The sequence below is a fragment of the Deferrisoma palaeochoriense genome (assembly GCF_054656955.1).
Genome location: NZ_BAAHXI010000043.1, coordinates 14,449 through 35,329, shown reverse-complemented (window position 1 = coordinate 35,329; position 20,881 = coordinate 14,449). Strand labels below are relative to the sequence as shown.

Annotated in this window: 14 protein-coding genes; 10 read left to right on the top strand and 4 right to left on the bottom strand. The window is 74.2% G+C overall.

Annotated features, from left to right (window positions below):
- From ACYQ8L_RS12390 to ACYQ8L_RS12375, 4 genes are all read right to left on the bottom strand, one after another.
- Positions 1-1,303 (bottom strand): HAMP domain-containing protein (locus ACYQ8L_RS12390; RefSeq protein ID WP_459942116.1); only part of this gene is annotated, 1,303 nt, incomplete at its 3' end.
- A complete protein-coding gene (locus ACYQ8L_RS12385; RefSeq protein ID WP_459942115.1) occupies positions 1,300-2,160 on the bottom strand; it encodes a substrate-binding domain-containing protein in 861 nt (286 codons plus the stop codon). The genes ACYQ8L_RS12385 and ACYQ8L_RS12390, both read right to left, overlap by 4 nt.
- Before the next feature lie 80 nt (positions 2,161-2,240).
- Positions 2,241-3,851 (bottom strand): B12-binding domain-containing radical SAM protein, encoded by a 1,611-nt coding sequence (locus ACYQ8L_RS12380; RefSeq protein WP_459942114.1) that lies wholly within the window; start codon positions 3,849-3,851, stop codon positions 2,241-2,243.
- Positions 3,852-3,858: 7 nt separating this feature from the next.
- Positions 3,859-8,340: a glutamate synthase-related protein gene (locus ACYQ8L_RS12375; RefSeq protein WP_459942113.1), complete on the bottom strand. Its 4,482-nt coding sequence runs from the start codon at positions 8,338-8,340 to the stop codon at positions 3,859-3,861.
- A gap of 216 nt (positions 8,341-8,556) precedes the next feature.
- Here ACYQ8L_RS12375 and ACYQ8L_RS12370 point away from each other — a divergent pair, with 216 nt between their 5' ends.
- The 10 genes from ACYQ8L_RS12370 (at position 8,557) to ACYQ8L_RS12325 (ending at position 20,706) form a co-directional block, all read left to right on the top strand.
- Entirely contained in the window at positions 8,557-8,874 is a 318-nt protein-coding gene (locus ACYQ8L_RS12370) for a carboxymuconolactone decarboxylase family protein (protein ID WP_459942112.1), read from the top strand.
- A complete protein-coding gene (locus ACYQ8L_RS12365) occupies positions 8,871-9,056 on the top strand; it encodes a histidine kinase (RefSeq protein ID WP_459942111.1) in 186 nt (61 codons plus the stop codon). The genes ACYQ8L_RS12370 and ACYQ8L_RS12365 overlap by 4 nt, the downstream gene beginning before the upstream one ends.
- Positions 9,053-9,391 carry a P-II family nitrogen regulator gene (locus ACYQ8L_RS12360; RefSeq protein WP_459942110.1) on the top strand — a complete coding sequence of 113 codons (339 nt, stop codon included), beginning with the start codon at positions 9,053-9,055 and terminating at the stop codon, positions 9,389-9,391. Before ACYQ8L_RS12365 ends, ACYQ8L_RS12360 begins: the two co-directional genes overlap by 4 nt.
- 340 nt (positions 9,392-9,731) lie before the next feature.
- Complete coding sequence (locus ACYQ8L_RS12355) at positions 9,732-10,232, top strand: hypothetical protein (RefSeq protein ID WP_459942109.1); 501 nt, start codon at positions 9,732-9,734, stop codon at positions 10,230-10,232.
- On the top strand, positions 10,229-11,182 hold the full coding sequence (locus ACYQ8L_RS12350; RefSeq protein WP_459942108.1) for a DUF2156 domain-containing protein: 954 nt from the start codon (positions 10,229-10,231) through the stop codon (positions 11,180-11,182). Before ACYQ8L_RS12355 ends, ACYQ8L_RS12350 begins: the two co-directional genes overlap by 4 nt.
- Entirely contained in the window at positions 11,179-12,321 is a 1,143-nt protein-coding gene (locus ACYQ8L_RS12345; RefSeq protein WP_459942107.1) for a hybrid sensor histidine kinase/response regulator, read from the top strand. The genes ACYQ8L_RS12350 and ACYQ8L_RS12345 overlap by 4 nt, the downstream gene beginning before the upstream one ends.
- Before the next feature lie 113 nt (positions 12,322-12,434).
- Complete coding sequence (locus ACYQ8L_RS12340) at positions 12,435-14,474, top strand: ATP-binding protein (RefSeq protein WP_459942106.1); 2,040 nt, start codon at positions 12,435-12,437, stop codon at positions 14,472-14,474.
- Complete coding sequence (locus ACYQ8L_RS12335; protein ID WP_459942105.1) at positions 14,471-15,193, top strand: response regulator; 723 nt, start codon at positions 14,471-14,473, stop codon at positions 15,191-15,193. The genes ACYQ8L_RS12340 and ACYQ8L_RS12335 overlap by 4 nt, the downstream gene beginning before the upstream one ends.
- Before the next feature lie 4 nt (positions 15,194-15,197).
- Positions 15,198-16,502 carry a response regulator c-di-GMP phosphodiesterase, NosR family gene (gene nosR, locus ACYQ8L_RS12330; RefSeq protein ID WP_459942104.1) on the top strand — a complete coding sequence of 435 codons (1,305 nt, stop codon included), beginning with the start codon at positions 15,198-15,200 and terminating at the stop codon, positions 16,500-16,502.
- A gap of 298 nt (positions 16,503-16,800) precedes the next feature.
- A complete protein-coding gene (locus ACYQ8L_RS12325) occupies positions 16,801-20,706 on the top strand; it encodes a PAS domain-containing protein (RefSeq protein ID WP_459942103.1) in 3,906 nt (1,301 codons plus the stop codon).
- Positions 20,707-20,881: the final 175 nt, after the last annotated feature.

Here is a 20,881-nt window from a genome sequence, read left to right as displayed (position 1 = left end):
CCCCCCCCCCCCCCCCCCCCCCCCCCCCCCCCCCCCCCCCCCCCTCGGCCCCCAGGCGGGCCGCGGCCCGTAGCACGGCCTCGGGGTCGCCGGCCCGGGGCAGGTGCCGGCCCAGCTCCCGCACGGTGATCAGGCGTTCCACGGCCTCCTCCAGCTCCCGGGTTCGCTCCCGGACCCGGGTTTCCAGGTCCCGGTGGAGGGCGGCCTGCTCTTGCCTGGCCCCGGCGAGCTGGCGGGTCATGGCGTTGAACGCCTCGGCGAGTTCCCGGATCTCCCGGGCGCCCCGCACCGGCACCTCCGCCGTGAGGTCCCCCTCGGCGCAGCGGCGGGTCGCGTCGGCGAGGGCTTTCACGGGCCCCACGATCCATCGCGCGGCCGTGAGAAGGGCCAGGGTCCCGGCCAGGGAGAAAACGAGCGCCACGAGGGCCATGGCGGCGGTGGCCCGGCGGAGGTCGGCAAACGCCGGGCCCAGATCCCGCTCCACCACGAGAAGCCCCAGGGGTTCCCCGCCCACGGCCATCCGGGCCATGCCCAGCCGCCGGTTGCCGGGTAGCAGCGGGATGCGGGCCGGGACCGCCACGAAGGAGGGGTGAAACCCGGGGGCCACGGCCGCCTCGGTTCGGCCGTGGCACGTTCCGCATTCGATGGGAAGCCCGGCCCCCGGGACCAGGGATCGGCCGTCGGGGCCCAGGAGGGCCACCCGGGATCCGAGCAGTTGTTCCAGATTCTCCACGAGTTCCCGGTCCACCCGTTTTCCCAGGAGGATCACCCCGAGGATCTCCCCGTCCGACGGCCGCCGGATCGGGGCGGCGCTTACAAGGAGGGTGTGTTCCCCCGAACGGAGCACGGTGGCCAGGGTGATCCCGGCCAGGCCCAGGCGAACGATGGCCTCCTCCTCGGGCTCCACCCGGGGCGGGGGCTCGAATCCGGTCAGGGGGTTTTCCTGGTCGTCCAGGCTCAGGCGCTCCCGGCCCTCCCGGTCGACGAGGTCGAGCCAGTCCAGATCCCAGCGGACCTTCCAGGGAAGGAGGTCGCCCACGGGGGAGTGGTCGGCCGGGCCGGGGCCGAGGTGGATCCAGAGGTCCGAGTGGTCCGCAAGCTCCCGGGCCCGGTCGGCGAGGAGTTGGGCCTCGTCCTCGAAGAACCGCTGAGCGTGCCGGATCTCCTGCCGAATGGCCCGGTCCTCCTCGGCCACCAGGAGGTCCGCCACGAACCGGTAGGCGGTGGCGCCGAGCACGCCGAACCCCAGGGCGGTCAGGAGGAGGGGTACGGCGAGGATCTGGGAGCGGAGCCCGAGGGTCATCTCGAGGGTGCGGCCGCCGCGGCCCCCAGGGCGTCCAGAACGGCGGCGGCTCGGGGCCCGACGAGGAACCCCAGGAACCGGGTCACCTCGGGCCGGGGTTCCGTGGGGCTCACGATCCCCAGGGGGATCACCAGCGGGAAGGCACCGGAGCGGACGTCCTGGGCCCGGGGCCACACGCCGGCCGGGGGCACGACGCGCACCTCGATCCCCGAGGCCCGCAGTTCGGCCCGGCCGGCGTACCCGATTGCGTAGGGGGTGCTCGCGAGCGCCCGCCGCATGTCGCTCGCATGGGGGAGCACCACGGCGTCCCCGGTCATCCGGAACGAGGGGCCGAAAAAGGCGTCCAGAAGGACCCGCCGCAGGCTTTCCCCGGGTTCCCGGTCGAGGACGAGGATGTCGTGATCCACCCCGTCCAGCTCGTTCCAGTTCCGGATCTCCCCGGCATAGATCCGCCGGATGTGGTCCGGTTCGAGCCGGGGGACGCCGCAGGACGGGTGGGCCGCAAACGCGATGGGGTCGTAGCCGAGCAGGTGGTACGCGAGGCCCTGGGCCTCCTCGGGCCGAAGGCGGCGCGAACAGGTCCCGAGGTCCACGGCCCCCGACCGGACCCCGACCGCCGCCCCGGCCGTGCTCGTACCCGGCAGGATCCGGACCCGGGCCCTGCGGTTCTCCTCGGCGTAGGCCTGGACGAGCCGCTCCAGCACCGGATAGAGGGTCTCGGAGCCCGCGACCCGAATCTCGGGTTCCGGCGGGAGTTCGGCCGGGCCGGCCACGGGTTCCTCGGTTCGCTGGCACGCGAAAAAGGCGGCCAGGGCCGGGACGAGGGCAAGCGCAAGGAGTAGGCCTGTGCGGCGCAAGGTAAGAAGAGCCTTTCCTCCCCCTCCCAAACGGTCCACGGGGCGAACTGCTGTACCCTAGCACCGGCCGGCCGGCCGCTTCAATTGGGTTCGCCGCCGAGGGGCGCGAACGGGGCGTGATTCGCGGTGAACCCCGGGGGCGTGCGGCGAAGGATCGGCCCGATCACGGGATCGTCCCGGGCACCGGAGAGGAATGCCCGCACCTCGGCACGGGGCCACGCCGGCTCCGCGAAGGGCCGGTAGAGGGAGAGATCCTGTCCGGGCAGGTCGGGCCCGAGGAGGCCCCGGGCGGCGAGTTCGGCCTCCCAGCGGCTCCCCCGGGGGAGGTGAAAGAGGGCCAGGTTGAGGAACGTCACGGCGTCGGCGTGGCGGCGCACCCAGTCCAGGGTTTCCTCGGCGTCCCGACGGGTCTGGCCGGGCAGCCCGAACAGCAGATACACCTGGGTCCGGATGCCCGCCTCGGCCAGCGCCCGCACGATGGGCCCGAGGAGGGCGGCGTCGGTCCCCTTGCCGGCCCGGTCGAGCACCGCCTGGGAGGCCGACTCCGCCCCGACGCGCAACAGCCGGCACCCGCTCCGGGCGAGGCCCCGGGCCAGGGCGGGATCGGCCAGGAGGGGTTCCGGTCGCACGAACCCGTACCACCGTAGGCCGGGCGGCGGGGCCTCGGCCAGGGCCCGGAGGAGCGAGGGCGGAACCGCCTCGTCCGTGAGGTGGGCCCAGGGGCCGGGGGCCCGGGCCAGGGCGCCCGCCACTCCGGAACGGACGGCCGGCCGGAATCCCGCCCCGCCCTGGGCCGCCTCGGGGCAGAAGGCGCACCGCCGCCAGTAGCAGCCCCGGCTGAGGGGCAGGGGGACCACCGGCCCCGGGGCCAGGTAGCCCTCCCCGAGGTCCTCGGGATCCACGCGGGGTTCCCACCGGCCGGGCCGGGCGGGGGGCTCCCACACCCCCCGTCGAGGGGCCAGGACGCCCGGGGCCCGCCACGCCCCGTGCCACAGGGCCGCCAGGGCCTCCTCCCCCGGCCCGGCCACCAGGGCGTCCCAGGCCCGGAATACCGGGGACTCCGGTCGGAGCCGCGGCCTCCAGGCCGCCACCAGCGCCCCGCCCAGGACGAGCCGGCCCCGGAACCCGGAGCGGCGAAGGCGCCCCGCCAGGGCGAAGGCGGGGACCGCCTGGCTCAGGAACGTGGCCGAGACCCCGATCAGGGCGGGGTCCCGGGCCAGGGCGGCCTCGGCGAGGGGCCGGAGAAGATCGAAGATCGGAAGGTCTTGGGGGGCCTCGGCCGCTTGGGCGAGGTCGGCCGACGAGAGCGGAGACCAGCCGGGAAGCTCCAGGTCCGAGGGGGTCACCCGAACCCCGCGGGCGTCGCCGAACACCCGGTACGCGAGGAGAAGATCGGCGAGGGCCTGCCGGTAGGCCGGGCCCGCGGCGTATCCCCGGGGGCCGGTGAGCGGGGCGGCCGCCTCCGGGGCCTTCGAGGCGGCCCGCCGGGCCCGGGTCCCGGCCGGGCCCGGGGGCGGTTCCTCGGGGGACGGCCGGGACCAGAGCGCCCGGTGGAACGCGAGGTTCAGGTCCAACACGGCGGCGGGGACGCCCCGGCCCCGCAGGTGGGCGGCCAGCGCCAGGGCCCCCGGCGTGGGCTCCGAGGGCTTGGCCACCGGCGGGATGAGGAGGAGCAGGGCGCCGCGGTCCACGGTCGTGTCAATCGGCGCCGGGGCCGGCGGCCGTGGGCTCCGGCCCCGGCCGGAGGGCCACGAAGGTTCCGGCCGGGTCCTCCAGGAGCCCCTCCACCCACCGGGCCTCGAGCTCCCCGCCCCCGTAGGGGCTGCGGCGCAGTTCCTCGGCGTAGGCGCCCAGGAGTTCCCGGAGGTCGGCCTCGCCCCGGGGGCCGACCTCCTCGATCCGCACCGAGGCCCCCCGGGCGATCCGGCGCGCCAGGGCCTCGCGGTCGAGCCCGAGGGCGGGGTCGAGCCGCATGTACACGACCCCGCCGGTCATGCCCGAACAGAGCCAGGGGCCCGGATCCCCGAGCACCACGGCCCGGCCGGCGGTCATGTACTCGAAGGCGAACCCCTTGCAGTTGGCCCGGTCGGCCAGGAACCCCAGAGCGTCGAGCCGGGGTTCCCGCATCCGGCCCCCGATCACCACGTCCGCCCCCGAGAGCCGCACCCCGCACCGGCTGTCCGCATCGCCCTGGACCAGGAAGAGCCCGGCCTGGGCCCCGTAGGCGAACCCCTTCCCGACGCATCCTCCCACCGCCCGGCCGTCGTGGTTTTCGCCCTTTAGGATCACGATCCGCCCACCCCGGGTGCCCTTGCCCACCCCGTCCTGGCTCCCGCCCTCCACCCGGATCTCCACCTCCTCCACCCCGAAGGCGCCCAGGCCGTTTCCCGGCACGGAACCCGGGCCGAGGTGGAGCCGGGCCCGCCAGGGGTTGGCCACCCCCGGCGCGGGTCTGCGCCGCACGGCTTCCCCGGCGAGGTGGGTCCCGAGGGCCCGGTCCGAGGAAAGAACCCGGTCGTCCTCGTAGTTCACGGTCGAGGCGCCCCGGTCCAGGGCCGCGCAGACCTCCTGGGTCACGACCCGGGTCAGGTACGAAAGCGGCCGGCGCACCGTGACCTCCCCCGACGTGCTCCCCGCCGGGGCCCCCGCCGGTTCCAGGAGGGGAGCAAGGTCCACGAGGTCGAGCCCCCGGGCCTGGGCCAGGAGCTCGGCGCGGCCCACCAGGTTCCGGACCTGCCGCACCCCCAGGGAGCCCGCGATCCGCCGGATCTCCTCGCCGGTGGCCCGGAGGAGCCGGGTCAGGGTCTCCACGCCCCGCTCGAGGTCCCGGGGCTCGAACCCCCGGATGCCCCGGCGTTCGGCCTCTTCCGGGGTTTCCACCTGGGTGGCGATGCCCCGGGGGCACAGGTCGAGGTGGCACCGGCGGCAGGCGATGCAGCCGATCCCCAGGAGCGCGAGGGTGCCGAACCCGACCCGGTCGGCCCCGAGGCACAGGCACTTCACGGCGTCCTCTGCCGTGCGAAGCCCCCCGTCGGCCCACAGCTCCACCCGGCCCCGAAGCCCGGCCTCGATGAGGGCCCTGTGCACCTCGGCCACCCCGATCTCCACGGGGAGCCCCACCCGGCGCAGGGCGTGGAGCCGGGCCGCCCCGGTGCCCCCGTCGTACCCCGAGAGGGTCACGACGTCGGCGCCGGCCTTGGCGATGCCGAGCCCGATCGTGGCGATGCCCGAGACCACCGGCACCTTCACGGCGATCCGGGCCCGGGGGTTCACCATGCGCAGTTCCTCGACGAGCTGCGCCAGGTCCTCGATGGAGTAGATGTCGTGGTGGTTCGACGGGCTGATGAGCGAGATCCCCGGGGTGGCGCATCGGGCCTGGGCCACCTTGGCCGTGACCTTCCGACCGGGCAGATGCCCCCCTTCCCCGGGCTTCGCGCCCTGGCCGATCTTGATCTCGATCAGGTCCACGCTGTTGAGCATCTCGGCGTGGACCCCGAACCGGCCCGAGGCCACCTGCTGGCTGCGCACCCCCCGATACCGGCCGAGGAGGTCAGGCAGTTCGCCCCCCTCGCCGTTCATGCAGGGGATGCCGAGCCGCCGGCCCACCTCGGCGTAGATGCGAAAGGCGGTTTCCCCCTGACTGCCGAAGCTCATGGGGCAGAGGAAGAACGGGTAGGCGTGGCCCCCCACCCGGGCGTCCACCCGGTCGGATGGCACCGGATCGACGCCCGGGGGCGGGACGAGGTCCAGGAGATGGCGCAGGGCCACGGGCCGTCCGGCAACGGTTTGGGCCACGAGGCCGGCGGCCTCGCCGTAGTCCCGCCGGCCCTCGGCCGCCTCCCGCAGGGGCCTCGCGATCCAGGGCGTGAGCCGGGCCACCCGGCGGGGTTCGGTTCCGGTCCTCGCGGCCCACCGGCGGTCGAGTTCGTCCAGGGTGAGGCCGGCCCGGCCGCCGTACCGGTTCCTCACCCCCAGGCGGCGGGCCAGATCGTCCGAGAGCCCCACAGCGGAGAACCCCCGGCCGTACCCCGACACCTCGTGGATGCCCATGGTGGAGAGGACCGACCGGATCCCCCCCACGAGGGCCCCGACGAGGCGTGCCGCGGCCTCGGGCCCCCCGGCCTCGAACGCGGCCCGAAAGAGCAGCCGGGGCGCCACGGCCTCGGCCCCGAGCCCCAGGCAGCACACGCAGTCGTGGAGGTTCCGGAGGGCGTCGGTGGCGACCACGAGGCTCGCCCGGCGCCGCAGCGCGAGGCCCCGCTCGTCCCGCACCTCCCGCAGCGCCCGGTCGGCCGTGGCCAGGGCGAGGAGCGGGTCGATCCCGGGGCCCTCCGGCGGATCGGCGAGCACCAGGATCGAGGCGCCCCGTTCCACCGCGGCCCGCGCCTCGCCGGCCAGGCGGTCGAGATCGTGTTCGAGCGGCGTCCCGGGGGTCCGGCGGAGCCACAAGGGCGCCGCCCGATCGGGTCCCAGGAACGCCACCACGTCGGCGAGCAGGGCGGTTTCGAACCGCCCGGCCACCCGCCGGGCCTCGGCCCCGGGGATGCCGTCGATCAGGATCGGCACCTCCACCGACACCCAGGGCGGGTAGGGGGGCGGGTCCCCCGGAACCACCCGGCTTCCGATCCGGACCCGGGTCGAAAAGTGCTCCCCTTCGCGCTTGGGGTCGATCGCCGGGTTCGTGACCACGGCCACGTCCTCGTGGAGAAAGTCCGCGAGGTTCGCCGCCTCGGGATCGAGGGCCGCCAGGGGGCCGTCCCAGCCCATGCTCCCCACGGGGTCCTCCCCGGTGGCCGCCGCGGCCTCGAGCAGGTCCAGGTCGTGGCGATCCCACCCAGCCCGGGCCTGCCGGCGGCCGATCGGCTCCGGCGGTTCGGCCGCCCCGAAGGGGGCCCCGGCCGAAGGAAGCGCCCGCTCCCCGCGCACGAGCCCCAGGGCCCCCCAGCAGGCCCCGAGGTCGAGCCGGCGGGAGAACCGCGCCAGCACCTCCTTTTGGAGCGGGCTGTGGGGGATGAGCTCCGGGCCGGCGGGGCCCGCCCGCACCGCCAGTTTCTCGCCCGGCGCCATGGGCTTCGGGTCGGTTTCCAGGTCCTCCACGGGTACCACCCCCGGCTCGGAGGTGACCACCCACTCCCGGCCGGTCTCGCACACCCACAGGGGCCGGAGCCCGAGGGCGTCCACGCTGAACACGAACTCGTCGCCGTGGCGGAGGATGAGGGCCGCCGGGCCCTGGGCCGAGGCGTCGAACACCCGTCGCATGGCGGCGTAGAGGCTTCGGAGCACCTCGGGCGAGTGGAGGATCTCGTGGTGGACGGGCGGGAAGAGGAGTTCCACCGCCTCCAGGAGGCTCAAACCCCAGGCGTGGATCAGGAACCGGACGATCCGGTCCAAGTCCTGGGAGTCGGACCCTCTCGGGGGGATCTCGGCACCGAGGGCCCGGGCCTCGCGCCGGAGTCGCTCGATCGTGTTGATCTCGCCGTTGTGGGCCAGGCACCCGAAGGGCTGGGCCCGTAGCACCGTGGGCAGGGTGTTGGTGGAGTAGCGGGAGTGGCCGATGGCCGTGGCGGTCCGGAGGAGCGGGCTCCGGAGGTCCGGGTAGTACCGGCCCAGGGTGACCGGGGTTCCATGGACCTTGTACACGCATCGGTCCGCCGAGAGGCTGGCGACGTGCACGCCGTGGGCCTCGGCCCGGGCGGCCATGCGCTCCAGGAAGGCGTCCCGTTCCGCCGGGTCGGGATGGAGGGGATCGAGCCCGGCCACCTGCCAGAACTCGGGTTCGTCCTGCCGGGCCCGGGGCCCCAGGGCCTCGGGGGCCACGGGGTGGTGGACCTCGGCCAGCAGCTCGAGGCCCGCCGCGACCCACTCGTTTCGCACCGCCGCCTTCACCTCGGCCGCTTGGGGCCGCAGCGGCCGGGGGAGGAGGACGTGGGCCACGAAAAATCCCGGCCGGTGCGCCAGGTCCTCCCGCCGGCCGGCCCGGGCGAGGTGTCGGGCCCAGAGGTCCCGGGGCAGGTCCACCAGGACGCCGGCCCCGTCGCCCTCGCCCTCGATCTCGCCGCCCCGGTGGCCCAGGGCCACCAGGGCCTCCAGGGTTCGTTTCAACGTGCCGTGGGTCGGGCGGCCGTCCTTGCGGATGTGGGCCACCACCCCGCACGCGTCTCGGTTTTCGAGGGAAGCCATTTCCTTTCCACCTCCTCTTCGGCCCGGGGCGGGAGTCTACCCCCATCCCGGGGCCGGGGGAAACGGCCCTGGGGTCTGCGCAGGGGGGGCGGTTTGCGCCGGCGCTTCCTTGGGCTAGGATGGAGTGTCCGTGTCGTCCGGCGCGGGGGCCCCTTCCCACGCGCGGAGGGGCCGGACGGAGAGGCGTCCCACCACACCCCACGAAAGGAGGCGGCCGTGACCCAGTTGCCGCGCCCGTACCGGAGGTTTCTCAGCCGGTTTCCCGAGGTGGAAAAGGCCCATATGGAGCTGTCCCTGGCCGTGAACCGCCAAGGCCCCCTGGGGGAGCGGGACCGCCGCCTCGTGCGGCTCGGGATCGCCATCGGCCAGCAGAGCCGCGGCGGGGTCAAATCCCACGCCCGGCGGGCCCTGGAGGAGGGGTTTTCCCCGGAAGAGCTGCGGCACGCGGCCCTTCTGGCGCTGCCGACGGTGGGGTTCTCCGCCATGATCGCGGCCCTCGAGTGGATCGAGGAGGTGCTGGAGGAGGGGGCGTGAGCCGCCTCGACGAGATCCGGCGGGAGATCCAGGCGCTGCGCGTCGAGATCGCCGACCGGAGGCGCCGGTTGCCGGCCCACTCGGTGCGGCCCCACCAGCTCTGGGAGATCGAGGAGCTCGAGGAGCGGCTCGCCGCCCTGGAACGGGCGCTGCGGGAAGCGGAAGAGGGAGACCAGCGGTGAAGAAGATCGAGGCGATCATCAAGCCGTTTAAGCTGGACGACGTGAAGGACAGCCTATCGGAGTTGGGGGTCCAGGGCATCACCGTGACCGAGGTGAAGGGCTTCGGCCGCCAGAAGGGGCACACCGAGGTGTACCGCGGGGCCGAGTACATCGTGGACTTCCTGCCCAAGGTGAAGATCGAGGTCGTGGTGCCCGACGAGCTCGCCTGGGGCGTGGTGGAGGCGATCGAACGGGCGGCCCGGAGCGGAAAGATCGGGGACGGCAAGATCTTCGTGCTGCCGGTGGAGGAGGCGGTCCGGATCCGGACCGGGGAGCGGGGCGAGGACGCCCTATAACTTCGGTCTACGGTCGTCGGTCTTCGGTCTGCGGTCTGCGGTCGCATGGTCCAGACGGGCCCGTCGCCCGCGTCTTGGGGGGCAAGGGGCCTCCCGGAGAGCCGGGTGCGGCCGTACCGGGGGAACAGAAATCAGAATTCAGCCGACAGGATTCCGTGCCCCCGTGATGCACCGACCCCTGTCCTCTGATGTCCGATTTCCGATACGAAGGCCCCTTGCCCCGCCCGCCGGCGCACACACCGGCGCCTACGCGTGGCCGTGTGTCGCGAACAGGCCGCGCCCCGCGGCCTGCTGCCGGAGCTTCCTAGCCTTCCAGCGGGCTGCTCGGGAGGACGACCGAATGACCTCCGACCTGATGGACGAGTTCCTGCGGCGGTTTGAGAGCCTGACGAACCCGGGCCCGGCGGTCCGGCCGGAGGGGGCCTTCGCCCGGGCCCTCGACGCGTTTCACCGGGGGGCGTACCGGCGGTGCCTCGACGCCCTGGCCCACGCCGGGGGCGACCCCTCGGTGGCGGCCTTGCGGGAGGCGGCCTCGGCCCTCCTGGCCGCCCGCCCCCACCGGGGGGTCCGGCCGTGCCTCGAGGCCATCCGCCTCCACGGGGCCGGGCCCGAGATGTACGGGGTGCTCGTGGTGCTCCTGCTCGCGGCCGGCGACCGGGCCCGGGCGTACCGGATGGTGCGGGAGGGGCTCGCGAGGGCGCCGGGCCACCCGGTGCTCCGGCGGCAGTTGGAGGCCCTGGGGGTTCGGCGGCCCCCGGTGCTCGGGTTCCTCCCGAGATCCCACCCCCTGAACCGCTGGCTCGGCCGCGTGCGGCACCGGTACCGGGGGGCCAGGGCGTGACCCGCATTCCCGCCTACCCGGCGTTTGCCCCCCTGGCGCTGGGGCACCGCGACGAGCTGGCCCCGCGCCTCCGGGCCCTGGAGCCCGAGATCTCGGAGTTCACCTTCGCGAACCTCTACCTGTTCCGCCACGCCCACCGCTACGAGGTGAGCCGGTTCGGCGGGTCGGTCCTGATCCTGGCCCGGGGCTACGACGGCGCCGCGTACGGCTTTCCCCCCATCGGGCCCCCGGACCCGGGGGCCGCGGGGGCGGTCCTGGCGGAGTTGGAGCGCAGGGGGTCGGCGCCGGTCCTCTTCCCCGTGCCGAGGGCGTGGGTGGACGAACGGTTCCCCCCGCCGGCGTGGCGGGCCTCGCCCGACCGGGATCAGGCCGACTACGTCTACCGCCGGGACGACCTGGCGCACCTGCCCGGAAAGCGCTACCACAAGCGGCGGAACCGGCTCCTCAAGTTCTTGCGGGAGCACGCCGAAGGATACGCGTACGAGGAGCTCGCGGACGGGCACACCGGGGAGTGCCTGCGGCTCGCCGAGGGGTGGTGCGAGATCCGCTGCTCGGTGGATCGCCCCAGCACCTTCGAGGAGACCCGGGCCTGCCGCGAGGCCCTCGAACTCCGGGAGGAACTGGGGCTCCGGGGCGGCGTGATCCGGGTGGACGGCCGGGTGCGGGCGTTTTGCCTCGGGGAGCCCCTGAACGAGAGAACCTTCGTGGTGCATTTCGAAAAGACCGAGCCGGGATGGGAGGGGCTCGCCCAGGTGATCAACCGGGACTTCTGCCTCCATTCCCTGGAGGGGTACGAGTACGTGAACCGGGAGCAGGACCTGGGCGATCCGGGGCTCCGGCAGGCCAAGCTGGCCTACCATCCGGCGTTCCTGGCCGAGAAGTTCCGGGTGGTGCCCGCGGGGGGCGGGGGGCCCGATTCCACACCGTCGGAGGGGTCCGAACGCCCATGAACATCGTCCTGATCGACGACGAACCGGCCGTGCGCGACACCCTGGGGGAACACCTGGAGGAGGAGGGCCACCGGGTGCGCACCGCGGGCGGGGGGGAGGCCGGCCTGTTCCTCCTCGAGGAGGAACCCGCCGATCTGGTGATCACCGACCTCAAGATGCCGGGCATCTCCGGGATCGAGGTGCTCCGGCGGGTGCGGGAGCGCTGGCCCGCCACCGAGGTGGTGCTGATCACGGGGTACGGCACCCTGGACGACGCGGTGGAGGCCCTGCGCCACGGGGCTTACGACTTCCTCCTGAAGCCCGTGCGCCTGGCCCAACTGGATCTCGTGATCCGCCACTGCGACGAGCGGATCCGGTACGCCCGCGACAACCGGGAGCTGCGCCGGGTGGTGGAGGAACTGCGGCGCCTCAACGAGCGCCGGGAGAAGTTCATCGCCATCGCCAACCACGAGCTGCGCACCCCCACCACGGTGGCGGCCGGGCTGGTGTCGCTCCTGGCCGGCCGGGCCGGGGACCTGCCCGAGGAGTTGCAGCGGTTCGTGGAGGGGGCAGACCGGGCCCTGCGGCGGCTCAAGGAGGTGGTGGAGGATTTGGGGGACCTGGCGGCTTCCCAGGGGCGCGGGATCCCCCTGCGGCCGGCGCAGGAACCGTTCGGGGCGCTCGCCCGCGCCGCGGCCGACCTGTGCGAGCTCTACCGGCAGGTCCGGGACGTCCGGATCGATCTGGAGGTCGCCGGGGACGAGGCCCTCCGGGTCCGGGTGGACGTGCGGAAGTGGGCCCGGGCGGCCGGGGCGCTCATCCAAAACGCGGTCAAGTTCACCCCCGACGGGGGCAGGGTCTGGGTGCGGCTTGGGCCCGAGGCCGGAACCCTGGTGCTCGAGGTGGCCGACACCGGGATCGGCGTGCCCCCCGAGGACGCCGAGGCCATCTTCGACCCCTTCTACGAGGCGGGCGACGTGCGCCACCACCGGAGCTCCGGCCACGCCTTCGGGGGTGGCGGGCTCGGGGTCGGGCTGCCCCTGAGCCGCGCCATCGCCGAGGCCCACGGCGGCACGGTGACCTACCGCCCCCGGGAGGGGGGCGGGAGCGTGTTTTCCCTCCGGGTTCCGCTGAATCCCGCGGAAACCCCCGCCCCCTGATGTCCCGGCGCCCCCTCCCGCCGAGGACCCCTCAAGCTCTCGTTTCTCCCGACCGATAACGGGGACCGGGGCCTCCCGCCACGGGAGGCGCCAACGCCTTCGGGAGGGGTGCCATGGTGCCCGCAAACGACCCCGGGGCTCGCCGGGCCGGCGAGCCCGCGCCCACCGTGCTCGTGGTGGACGACGAGCCCAGCATCACGGAGATCTGCAAGGGGTTCCTCGAGCCCGCCGGCTACCGGGTGCTCGCCGCCACCTCGGCGGACGAGGCCCGGGGGATCCTCGCCGCCGAGCCCGTGGACGTGGTGCTGAGCGACCACGCCATGCCCGACGCCACGGGCGTGGACCTCCTGGCCGAGGTGCGGGAGCGCTGGCCCGGCGTGGTCGGCATCCTCTACACCGGGGTCATGGATCCCAAGATCGCGGAGGAGGCCACCACGCGGGCCCAGGTGTTCCGGTTCCTCGTGAAGCCGTTTCCCGCGGCCGTGCTGCGAAACGCCGTGGCCCAGGCCATGGAGTACCGCCGGCTCGTCCGGGAGAACGAGGCGTTTCGCACCGAGCTCGAGCGGATGGTGCGGGAACAGGCGGCCGAGCTCTCGCGCACCGGGGCGTTCTTGGAAAGCCTCCTCGACGCCCTCCCGGCCGGGGTGCTGGCCGTGGGACCCGACGGCGTGGTGACCCGGGCCAACCGGGCGGCGGCCGCGGTCCTTGGGGCCGAGCCGGCGGACCTGGTGGGGGCGCGCGCCGCGGACGTGGGGGTCCCCTGCCGGGGGGCCACCTGTGCCGCCACCCGGGGGGAGGTGCCGGCCTGCCGGAATCGGGAACTCGAGGTGCAAAACCGCTGGGGCCTCCGGCGGCAGCTCCTGTGGTCCTGCGAGGAGGTCCGGACCCCCGAGGGGCCGGCCGGGTGCGTGGCCTCGTTCATCGACGTGACCGAGAAGAAGGACCTCGAGATCCGGGTGTTCCAGGCCAAGCAGGAGATCGAGGCGGTGTTCGACTCGATCACCGACCCCACCGTGGTTCTGGGCCACGACGGCACGGTGGGCCGGGCCAACCGGGCGTTTTCCCATCTGGTGCGAAAGCCCTTCGAGGACATCCTGGGGAAACGCCTGGCCGAACTGCCCGTGCCCGGGGCGAGCGCCGAGGTGGCGAGCCTGGTGGGCCGGGTGTTCGCCTCGGCCGAGCCGGCCCAGGTGGAGCTCCACGACGCCCGGGGCGCCGTGTACCAGGTGCGGCTCTTCCCCCTGTTCCGGCGGGGCCGGGTGGAGCAGGTGGTGGTGCGCTACCAGGACCTCACGGCGGAAAAGGAGCTGGAGCACCGGCTGCTCCAAAGCGAGAAGATGGCGAGCGTGGGGCAGCTTGCGGCCGGCATCGCCCACGAGATCAACAACCCCGTGGGGTTCATCCTGTCGAACCTGAACCGGCTGGCGGAATACGCCGCCGACCTCAGCCGGCTGGGGGAGAGAACGCGGGAACTCGCCGAGGCGGTCGAGCGCGGTACGGTCGACCCCCTCGAGGCCTGGAAGACCTACCGGGCCGCCCGGGAGGAAACCGATCTCGATTTCCTCCTGGAGGACCTCGGGGCGATCGTGGCCGAGTGCCGGGAGGGGGCCGAGCGGATCCGGAAGATCGTGACCGATCTCAAGACCTTCAGCCACCCGGGCGGGGGCGACTGGGAGTACGCGGACCTCAACCGGTGCCTGGAGAGCACGCTCAACATCGCCTGGAACGAGCTCAAATACGACTGCGACGTGGAGCGGGAGTTCGGGGAGATCCCCGAGGTCCTGTGCCGGCCCCAGCAGCTCAACCAGGTGTTCCTGAACCTCCTGGTGAACGCGGCCCACGCGGTCAAGGAGAAGGGCGAGGGCCGGGGGAGGGTCACGGTGCGCACCCGGGCCGAGGGGGATCGGGTGGCCGTGGAGATCGCGGACACCGGGGTGGGGATCCCGCCCGGGAACCTCAAGCGGATCTTCGACCCGTTCTTCACCACGAAGCCACCGGGCAAGGGGACCGGCCTGGGGCTCCATCTGGCGGCGGGCATCGTACGGGCCCACGGCGGGGAGATCCGGGCCGAGAGCACCCCGGGCGAGGGGAGCACCTTCCGGGTGGTGCTGCCCGTGGTCCCGCCCGAGGCGGGGGAGGCGGGGGCCCGATGAGCGCCGGCGCCGACACCCCGAAGGTCCTGTTCGTGGACGACGAGGAGAACGTGCTCCGGGCCCTGCGGCGGCTCTTTCGCCGGGAGCCCTGGGCCCTGGGGTTTGCCACCTCGGGGGAGGAGGCCCTGCGGCGGTTCGAGGCCGAGGGGCCCTTCGACGTGGTGGTGGCCGACCAGCGCATGCCCGGCATGACCGGTGTGGAGCTCCTGCGGCGGCTCAAGGCGCTCCACCCGGAGTGCGTGCGGATCGTCCTGTCGGGCTACACCGACGTGAACGCGGTCATTGAGGCCGTGAACGAGGGGGCGATCTTCAAGTTCCTCACCAAGCCCTGGGACGACGAGGTGCTGCGGGCCACCGTGGCCGAGGCCGCCGAGGCCGTCACCCTTCGGCGCCGATGCGAGGTGCTCCGGGTGCGGGTGGAGGCCCAGAACGCCGAGCTCGCCGCGATCAACCGGTGCCTCGAGAAGACGATCCGCCAGGGCCTGGAGGCCCGGAGCGCCGGGCTCGCGCGGGCGGTGCTCGAGGCCGCGCCCGTGGCGCTCGTGGCCGTGGGGGAGGACGGCAAGGTGGCATTGGCGAACCGGGCCGCCCGGGAGCGGCTGGGCGACGGCGCGGCGCTCGGCCGGGCCTGGGGCGAGGCCCCGGGCCCCGTGGCCGGGGCGAGCCCGGTGGAGGCGCCGGGATGGCGCGGCACCGTGTACCGGATCGGGGAGGGGTGATCCCATGGCGAAGCACACGCTGTTGTTCGTGGACGACGAGGAAAACATCCTCAAGGCCCTGGCCCGCATGTTCCACCGTTCGGGCCACGAGATCGTGCTGGCCCGAAACGGGGCCGAGGCCCTCCGGGTGCTCCAGGAGCGCCCCGTGTCCCTCATCCTCTCCGACCAGCGCATGCCGGGCATGAGCGGCACCGAGCTTCTCGCCCGGGCTCGGGAGCTCCAGCCCGAGGCGGTGCGGATCATCCTCACGGGCTACGCCGACGCCAAGGCGGCCATGGACGCCATCAACGACGGCCGGGTCTACCGGTTCCTCCCCAAACCCTGGGACGACCGGGCGCTCCTGGAGGTGGTGGAGGAGGCCCTGGCCGATCTGGACCTCAAGCGCGAAAACGCCAGGCTCCAGGAGCAGGTGCGCCGGCAGAACGAGGAACTCCGGGAGCTCAACGCCACCCTGGAGCGCCGGGTCCTGGAGCGCACGAACGAGCTCCAGATGGCCCTCAAGCTCTCCGAGGAGCTGAACGAAAACCTGCGCAAGCAAAACCTCGCCACCATCAAGGCGTTCGCGAGTCTCCTGGACCTCCGGAGCCAGGCCCTGGGGGCCCACTGCCGCCGGGTGGCCGCCCTGATCCCGGGGATCTACGGCCGGCTCGGGGTGCGCGACCGGGCCGCCGTGCAGGACGCCGTGGTGGCGGCCCTTCTCCACGACATCGGAAAGATCGGACTGCCCGACGCGATCCTGCTCAAGGACCCCGCCCACCTGGGGGGAAACGAGCGCGAGGAGGTCCGCAGGCACCCGGTGCTGGGGGAGGGCCAGATCCAGGTGATCGAGGGGCTCGCGGCCGTGGCCCGGGCCGTGCGCCACCACCACGAGAACGTCGACGGGTCGGGCTACCCCGACGGCCTCGCGGCCGACGAGATCCCCCTCGCGGCCCGGGTGCTCCGGGTGCTCGACGCCTACGACCACCTGACCCGGGGCGGGGCCCGCAAAGGGGCCGAGGAGCGGCTCGCCCTCGAGGCGATGGACCGGCAGGTGGGGAGGAGGTTCGACGGCGGCGTGTTCAACGCGCTCCTCGACGTTTTGGAGGAGCGAAAGGACGCCTACGACGCGAGCCGGGAGCGCAAGGTGCCCCTGGACGAGCTTCGGGAGGGCATGGTGCTCTCCCGGGACCTGCGGACCCAGACCGGGATCCTGCTCGTGCCGAAGGACGAGCCCCTGCGGCCGTCGTACCTGGAGAAGATCCGCAACTTCCGGGAGCTCTACCCCACCGACCCCTACGCCTACGTGTATCGGACCCCGGCCGCCCCGTGATCCGGGGCTGGCTGGAACGGAACTTGCTATCAATTGGGGTTGGCCCGGGGGCGACGGCGCTTGGGCGGCGATCCCGGGCCCGGCCGCCGACGGGGCGGGCGCACCGCAGGGAGGCTCCCGTTTGCGCCGACACCCCTTGGCGAGGGGCGCCGGTGCGCTTCGGGGCGCGGAGGGCCCCCGGGGCCCCGCGGGGGGTGGGCGATTCGGCGGTAACGGTGGGTGATTTGGCGCAGGTGATCCCGCGGCGGACGGGGCCATGACCCCTCGGAGCCTCTCCGCCACCACCGGAAAGGAACCCATGTCCCGATCCAGATGGACGTGGGCGGCCTTCGGGGCGCTCGTGCTCGGGGCCGCCGTGGCCGTGTTCGCGTGGGCGCGCGCGACCGAGCTCGAGGCGTTCGAGGCCGGGGTGCGGGCGCGCCTCGCGGCCGTGGCCGACGCCCGGAAGGCCTCCCTCCAGACCTGGCTCGCCGAGCGGCGGGCCGACGTCCAGGTGCTTGCCTGGGACCCGGATCTCATCGGCCTGTGCGCCGAGGGGGCGTGCCCCAAGGGCGTGGACCCCGCCCACCTGCGGCTCCACCTCGACAACCTGCGGCTCTTCGGGGGCGTTCTGGGGGCGTACCTGTTCACGCCCCAGGGCGAGCTCCTCCTCGGGGCCGAGGGGGGAATGCCCCCTTGCGCCGCGGCCGGGCCGATGGCCCGGCGGGTGGCCCGGGAGCACCGCACCCTGCTGCACGACCTCCATTTCGGCGACAACGGGGAGCCCATGATCGGCATCCTGGCCCCCGTGTTCCAACGGGCCGACCCGGCCGAGCGGCCGGCCGAAGCGCCGGTGTTGGGGGTGGTGGGGCTCTATCTGGACCCGCGGGCGACCCTCTTTCCCCTTCTGCGGGAGGCGCCGGGGGATCCGCCGGCCGAGGTCTACCTGGTGCGGCGGCCGGCCCGGGCCGGATCGGACGCCGAGGTGGTGCGGCCGGGCTCCGATCCGCTGGTCGCGTTCTCTCCCGCCCGGCCCGGGTCGGTGGTCCAGGCGGCCCTGGAGACCCGGGAGACCGAGGGCACCTTCCTCGGCCCGGCCGGCCGGCCCGTCATCGGGGCCGTGCGGTGGATCTCGGACGCCGGGTGGGGGCTCGTGGTGGCCGTGGACCGGGCCGAGTCCCTGGCGCCGTGGCAAGAGAAGGCCCGGTGGGAGGCCGGGGCGGCCGGCCTGGGGATGCTGTGCCTGGGGCTCGGCGGGGTGCTCCTGTGGCGGACCTGGTCGGCCCGCCGGTACCGGTCGCTCCTGGAGGAGATCCGCTCCTCGGAGGAGAGGCTCCGGGCGCTGGCCCAGGGGGCCGAGGACCCGGTATTTGTAAAGGACACCGAGGGCCGGTACGAGCTCGTGAACCCGGCCGGGGCCGGAATCCTGGGTGTGGCGCCGGACGAGGCTCTGGGCCGCCGGCCCCGGGATTTCCTTCCCCCTGAGGCCGCCGCGGTGGTCGAGGCCCACGACCGGGAGGTGCTGGAAACGGGCCGGCCGGTCCAGTCCGAGGAGGTGCTCCCGGTCCGGGGGGAGCGGCGGGTGTTTCTGGCGTCCCGAGTGCCGATCCGGGCCGCCGACGGCCGGATCCGGGGGGTGGCTGGGGTGCTTCGGGACATCACGGACCGCAAACGCTGGGAGGAGGAGCTCGCCCGCCGGGCCCGGCGGCTCGACGGGCTCTACGCCTTGGCGAGCCGGCTGACCCTGGCCCAGACGGAGGAAGATGTCCTCCACACCCTGGTGGAGGGTGCTCTAACCGCCTTCGGTGCGGCCTCGGCCACCCTGTACCGTGCCGACGAGGCGCGGGGCGACCTCTACCTGGCGGCCGGGAAGAACCTGCCCCTCGCGTTTCGAAGCCGGTTCGGCCGGATCCCCCGGGATCAGGGCCTCACCGGGGAGGTCCTGCGGGCGGAGGCGGTGCGCACGGCCGAGGACTACCGGGCCCACCCGAGGGCCGTGGCCGAGGCGGCCGATCTGCTGGGGGCGGTCTCGGTGGCGGCCGTGCCGCTGCGGGCCGAGGGCCTCGCCCTCGGGGTCCTGACCCTCTCCTTCGGAGAACGCCGGGCGTTTACCGGCGACGACCTCGAGGCCCTGGAAACCCTGGGCCACATGGCGGGGGTGGCCCTCGAACGGGTGGCGGCCCTCGGGGCCCTGCGGGCCGAGGCCGCCGAGCGCCGGCGGGCCGAGGCGAGGCTGCGACGGTTCCACGAGGCAACGGCGGCCCTGACCGGTACCGAGCTCTTCCGGGCGGTTGTGGCGGTACTGACCCGCGAGTTCGGGGTGCGGGTCGCGCTGGTGAACCGGGTCGATCTCGTCTCTGGCATGGCGGAGCCCATTGCGGCCGTGGCCGACGGGGAGCATGTGTACATCCCCGCGTTTCCGCTGGAAGGGACCCCGTGCGGGGAGGTCGCCGGCCGGCGGGGGCTGGTGGTGATCCCCCAGGGCCTGCAAGAGAGATTCCCCGAAAACTCTTCGTTCCGGGAGCGCGGGCTCGACGCCTACGCGGGCGTCCCGGTCACCGACAGCCGGGGCGAGGTGATCGGGGTCCTGTGCGTGTTCCACGACCGGCCGTTCGACCTTGATGAGGCCGGACGGGATCTGCTGGCGCTCTACGCCCGGCGGGTCGGGGGAGAGCTCGAGCGGATCGCCAGCGAGGAACGCCTGGCCGAAACGCGCCGGGCCCTCGAGACCCTGATCGACAACCTCCCGGGCGCGGTGTACCGCTGCGGGTTCGGGCCCACCCGGGCGCCGGTGGAGTACCTGAGCCCCGCGGCCGAGCGCGTGTTCGCCGACGCCTCCGCCGTCCCCTTGGGGGATCCGGACCAGGGCCTCACCACCTGGGTCGTGCCGGAGGACCGGCCGAGGGTGTGGCGGGAGATCGCGGCCGCGGCCGAGCGCGGCGGGCCGTACGAGCTGGAGTACCGGGTGCACGACGCCAAGGGGGAACTCCGGTGGGTGCTCGACGTCGGCCGGGCGGTGGACGGTCCCGGAGGCCGGCGCCTCGAGGGGGTGCTCTTCGACGTCACGGAGCGCCGGGCCCTGGAGGCCCAGCTCACCCACAGCCAGCGGATGGAGGCCCTGGGCCGGCTCGCCGGCGGGGTGGCCCACGACTTTAACAACCTGCTTACGGCGGTGTCTGGCTACGCAGAGATGCTGGCCCGCCGGGTCCGGGGCAACGAAAAGGGCGAGCGCGCCGCCCGGGAGATCCTGAAGGCCGTGGACCGGGCCGCCGACCTCACCCGCCAGCTCCTCACCTTCAGCCGGCGGCAGAAGGTGGAGCCCCGGGTGCTTCACCTGAACGAAACCCTCAGGGATCTGGCCGGCATGCTGGAGCGGCTCTTGGGCGAGGACGTGCGGCTGCACCTGGAGCTCGGCTCGGGCGCCGGGACCATCAAGGCCGACCCTGGCCAGCTCGAGCAGGTGATCCTCAACCTCGCCGTGAACGCCCGGGACGCCATGCCCCGGGGCGGCGAGCTCCGGATCCGGACCCGGGCGGACCGCGACGCGGACGGCACCCCCGTGGCCGTGATCGAGGTGGAGGATACGGGGGAGGGGATCGAGCCCGAGATCCTGGACCGCATCTTCGAGCCGTTTTTCACCACCAAGCCAGAGGACCGGGGCACCGGCCTCGGGCTCGCCACGGTGTACGGCATCGTGACCCAGGCCGGCGGCCGGGTGGATGTGGAGTCCGAGGTGGGGCACGGCAGCACCTTCCGGGTGGTCTGGCCGGCGGCCTCCGGCGCGGTGGCAGAGGCCGGGCCCCGTCCGGCCGCCGAGGCCGCCGCGGGGGAGGGCCGGGCCGTCGCGCTGGTGGAAGACGACCCCTCGGTGCGCGACCTGGCGGCCGACTGCCTAAGGGAGCTCGGGTACCGGGTGTTCGCGTTCTCCACCGGCGAGGAGGCCGAGGCCGGGCTCGCCCGGGAAGCCCGGATCGATCTCCTCGTGACCGACGTGGTGATGCCCGGCATGCGGGGCCCCGAGCTCCTGCGGCGGCTTCGCCGCCGGTGGCCGGGGGTCCCGGCGGTGTTCGTCTCGGGCCACGCCGGCGATCAGCTCGCGGACCTCGAGACCGATCGGGCGTTGTTCCTCCAGAAGCCCTTTCGCCTCGTGGACCTGGAGGTGGCGGTGAGCCGGGCCGTGGAGTTGGGCGGGGGCGAGGCCCGCGCCGCCGGGCCCTCGGCGTAGGGCCTCACCCCGGCAAGACCCCCCGGTCCCCCTGGCCGTGGCGGCCCGCTCCCGCGGGGTGCAGGCCGCTAATCTATGCAAATTGCGCCGGTGGGGCTGGGGGTTCCGACGAAGCGCGACGGCCGAGCAGCTCGGGCCGCCCGGCGCCAGGGGAGGGGTCGCGGCGCGTGCCCCC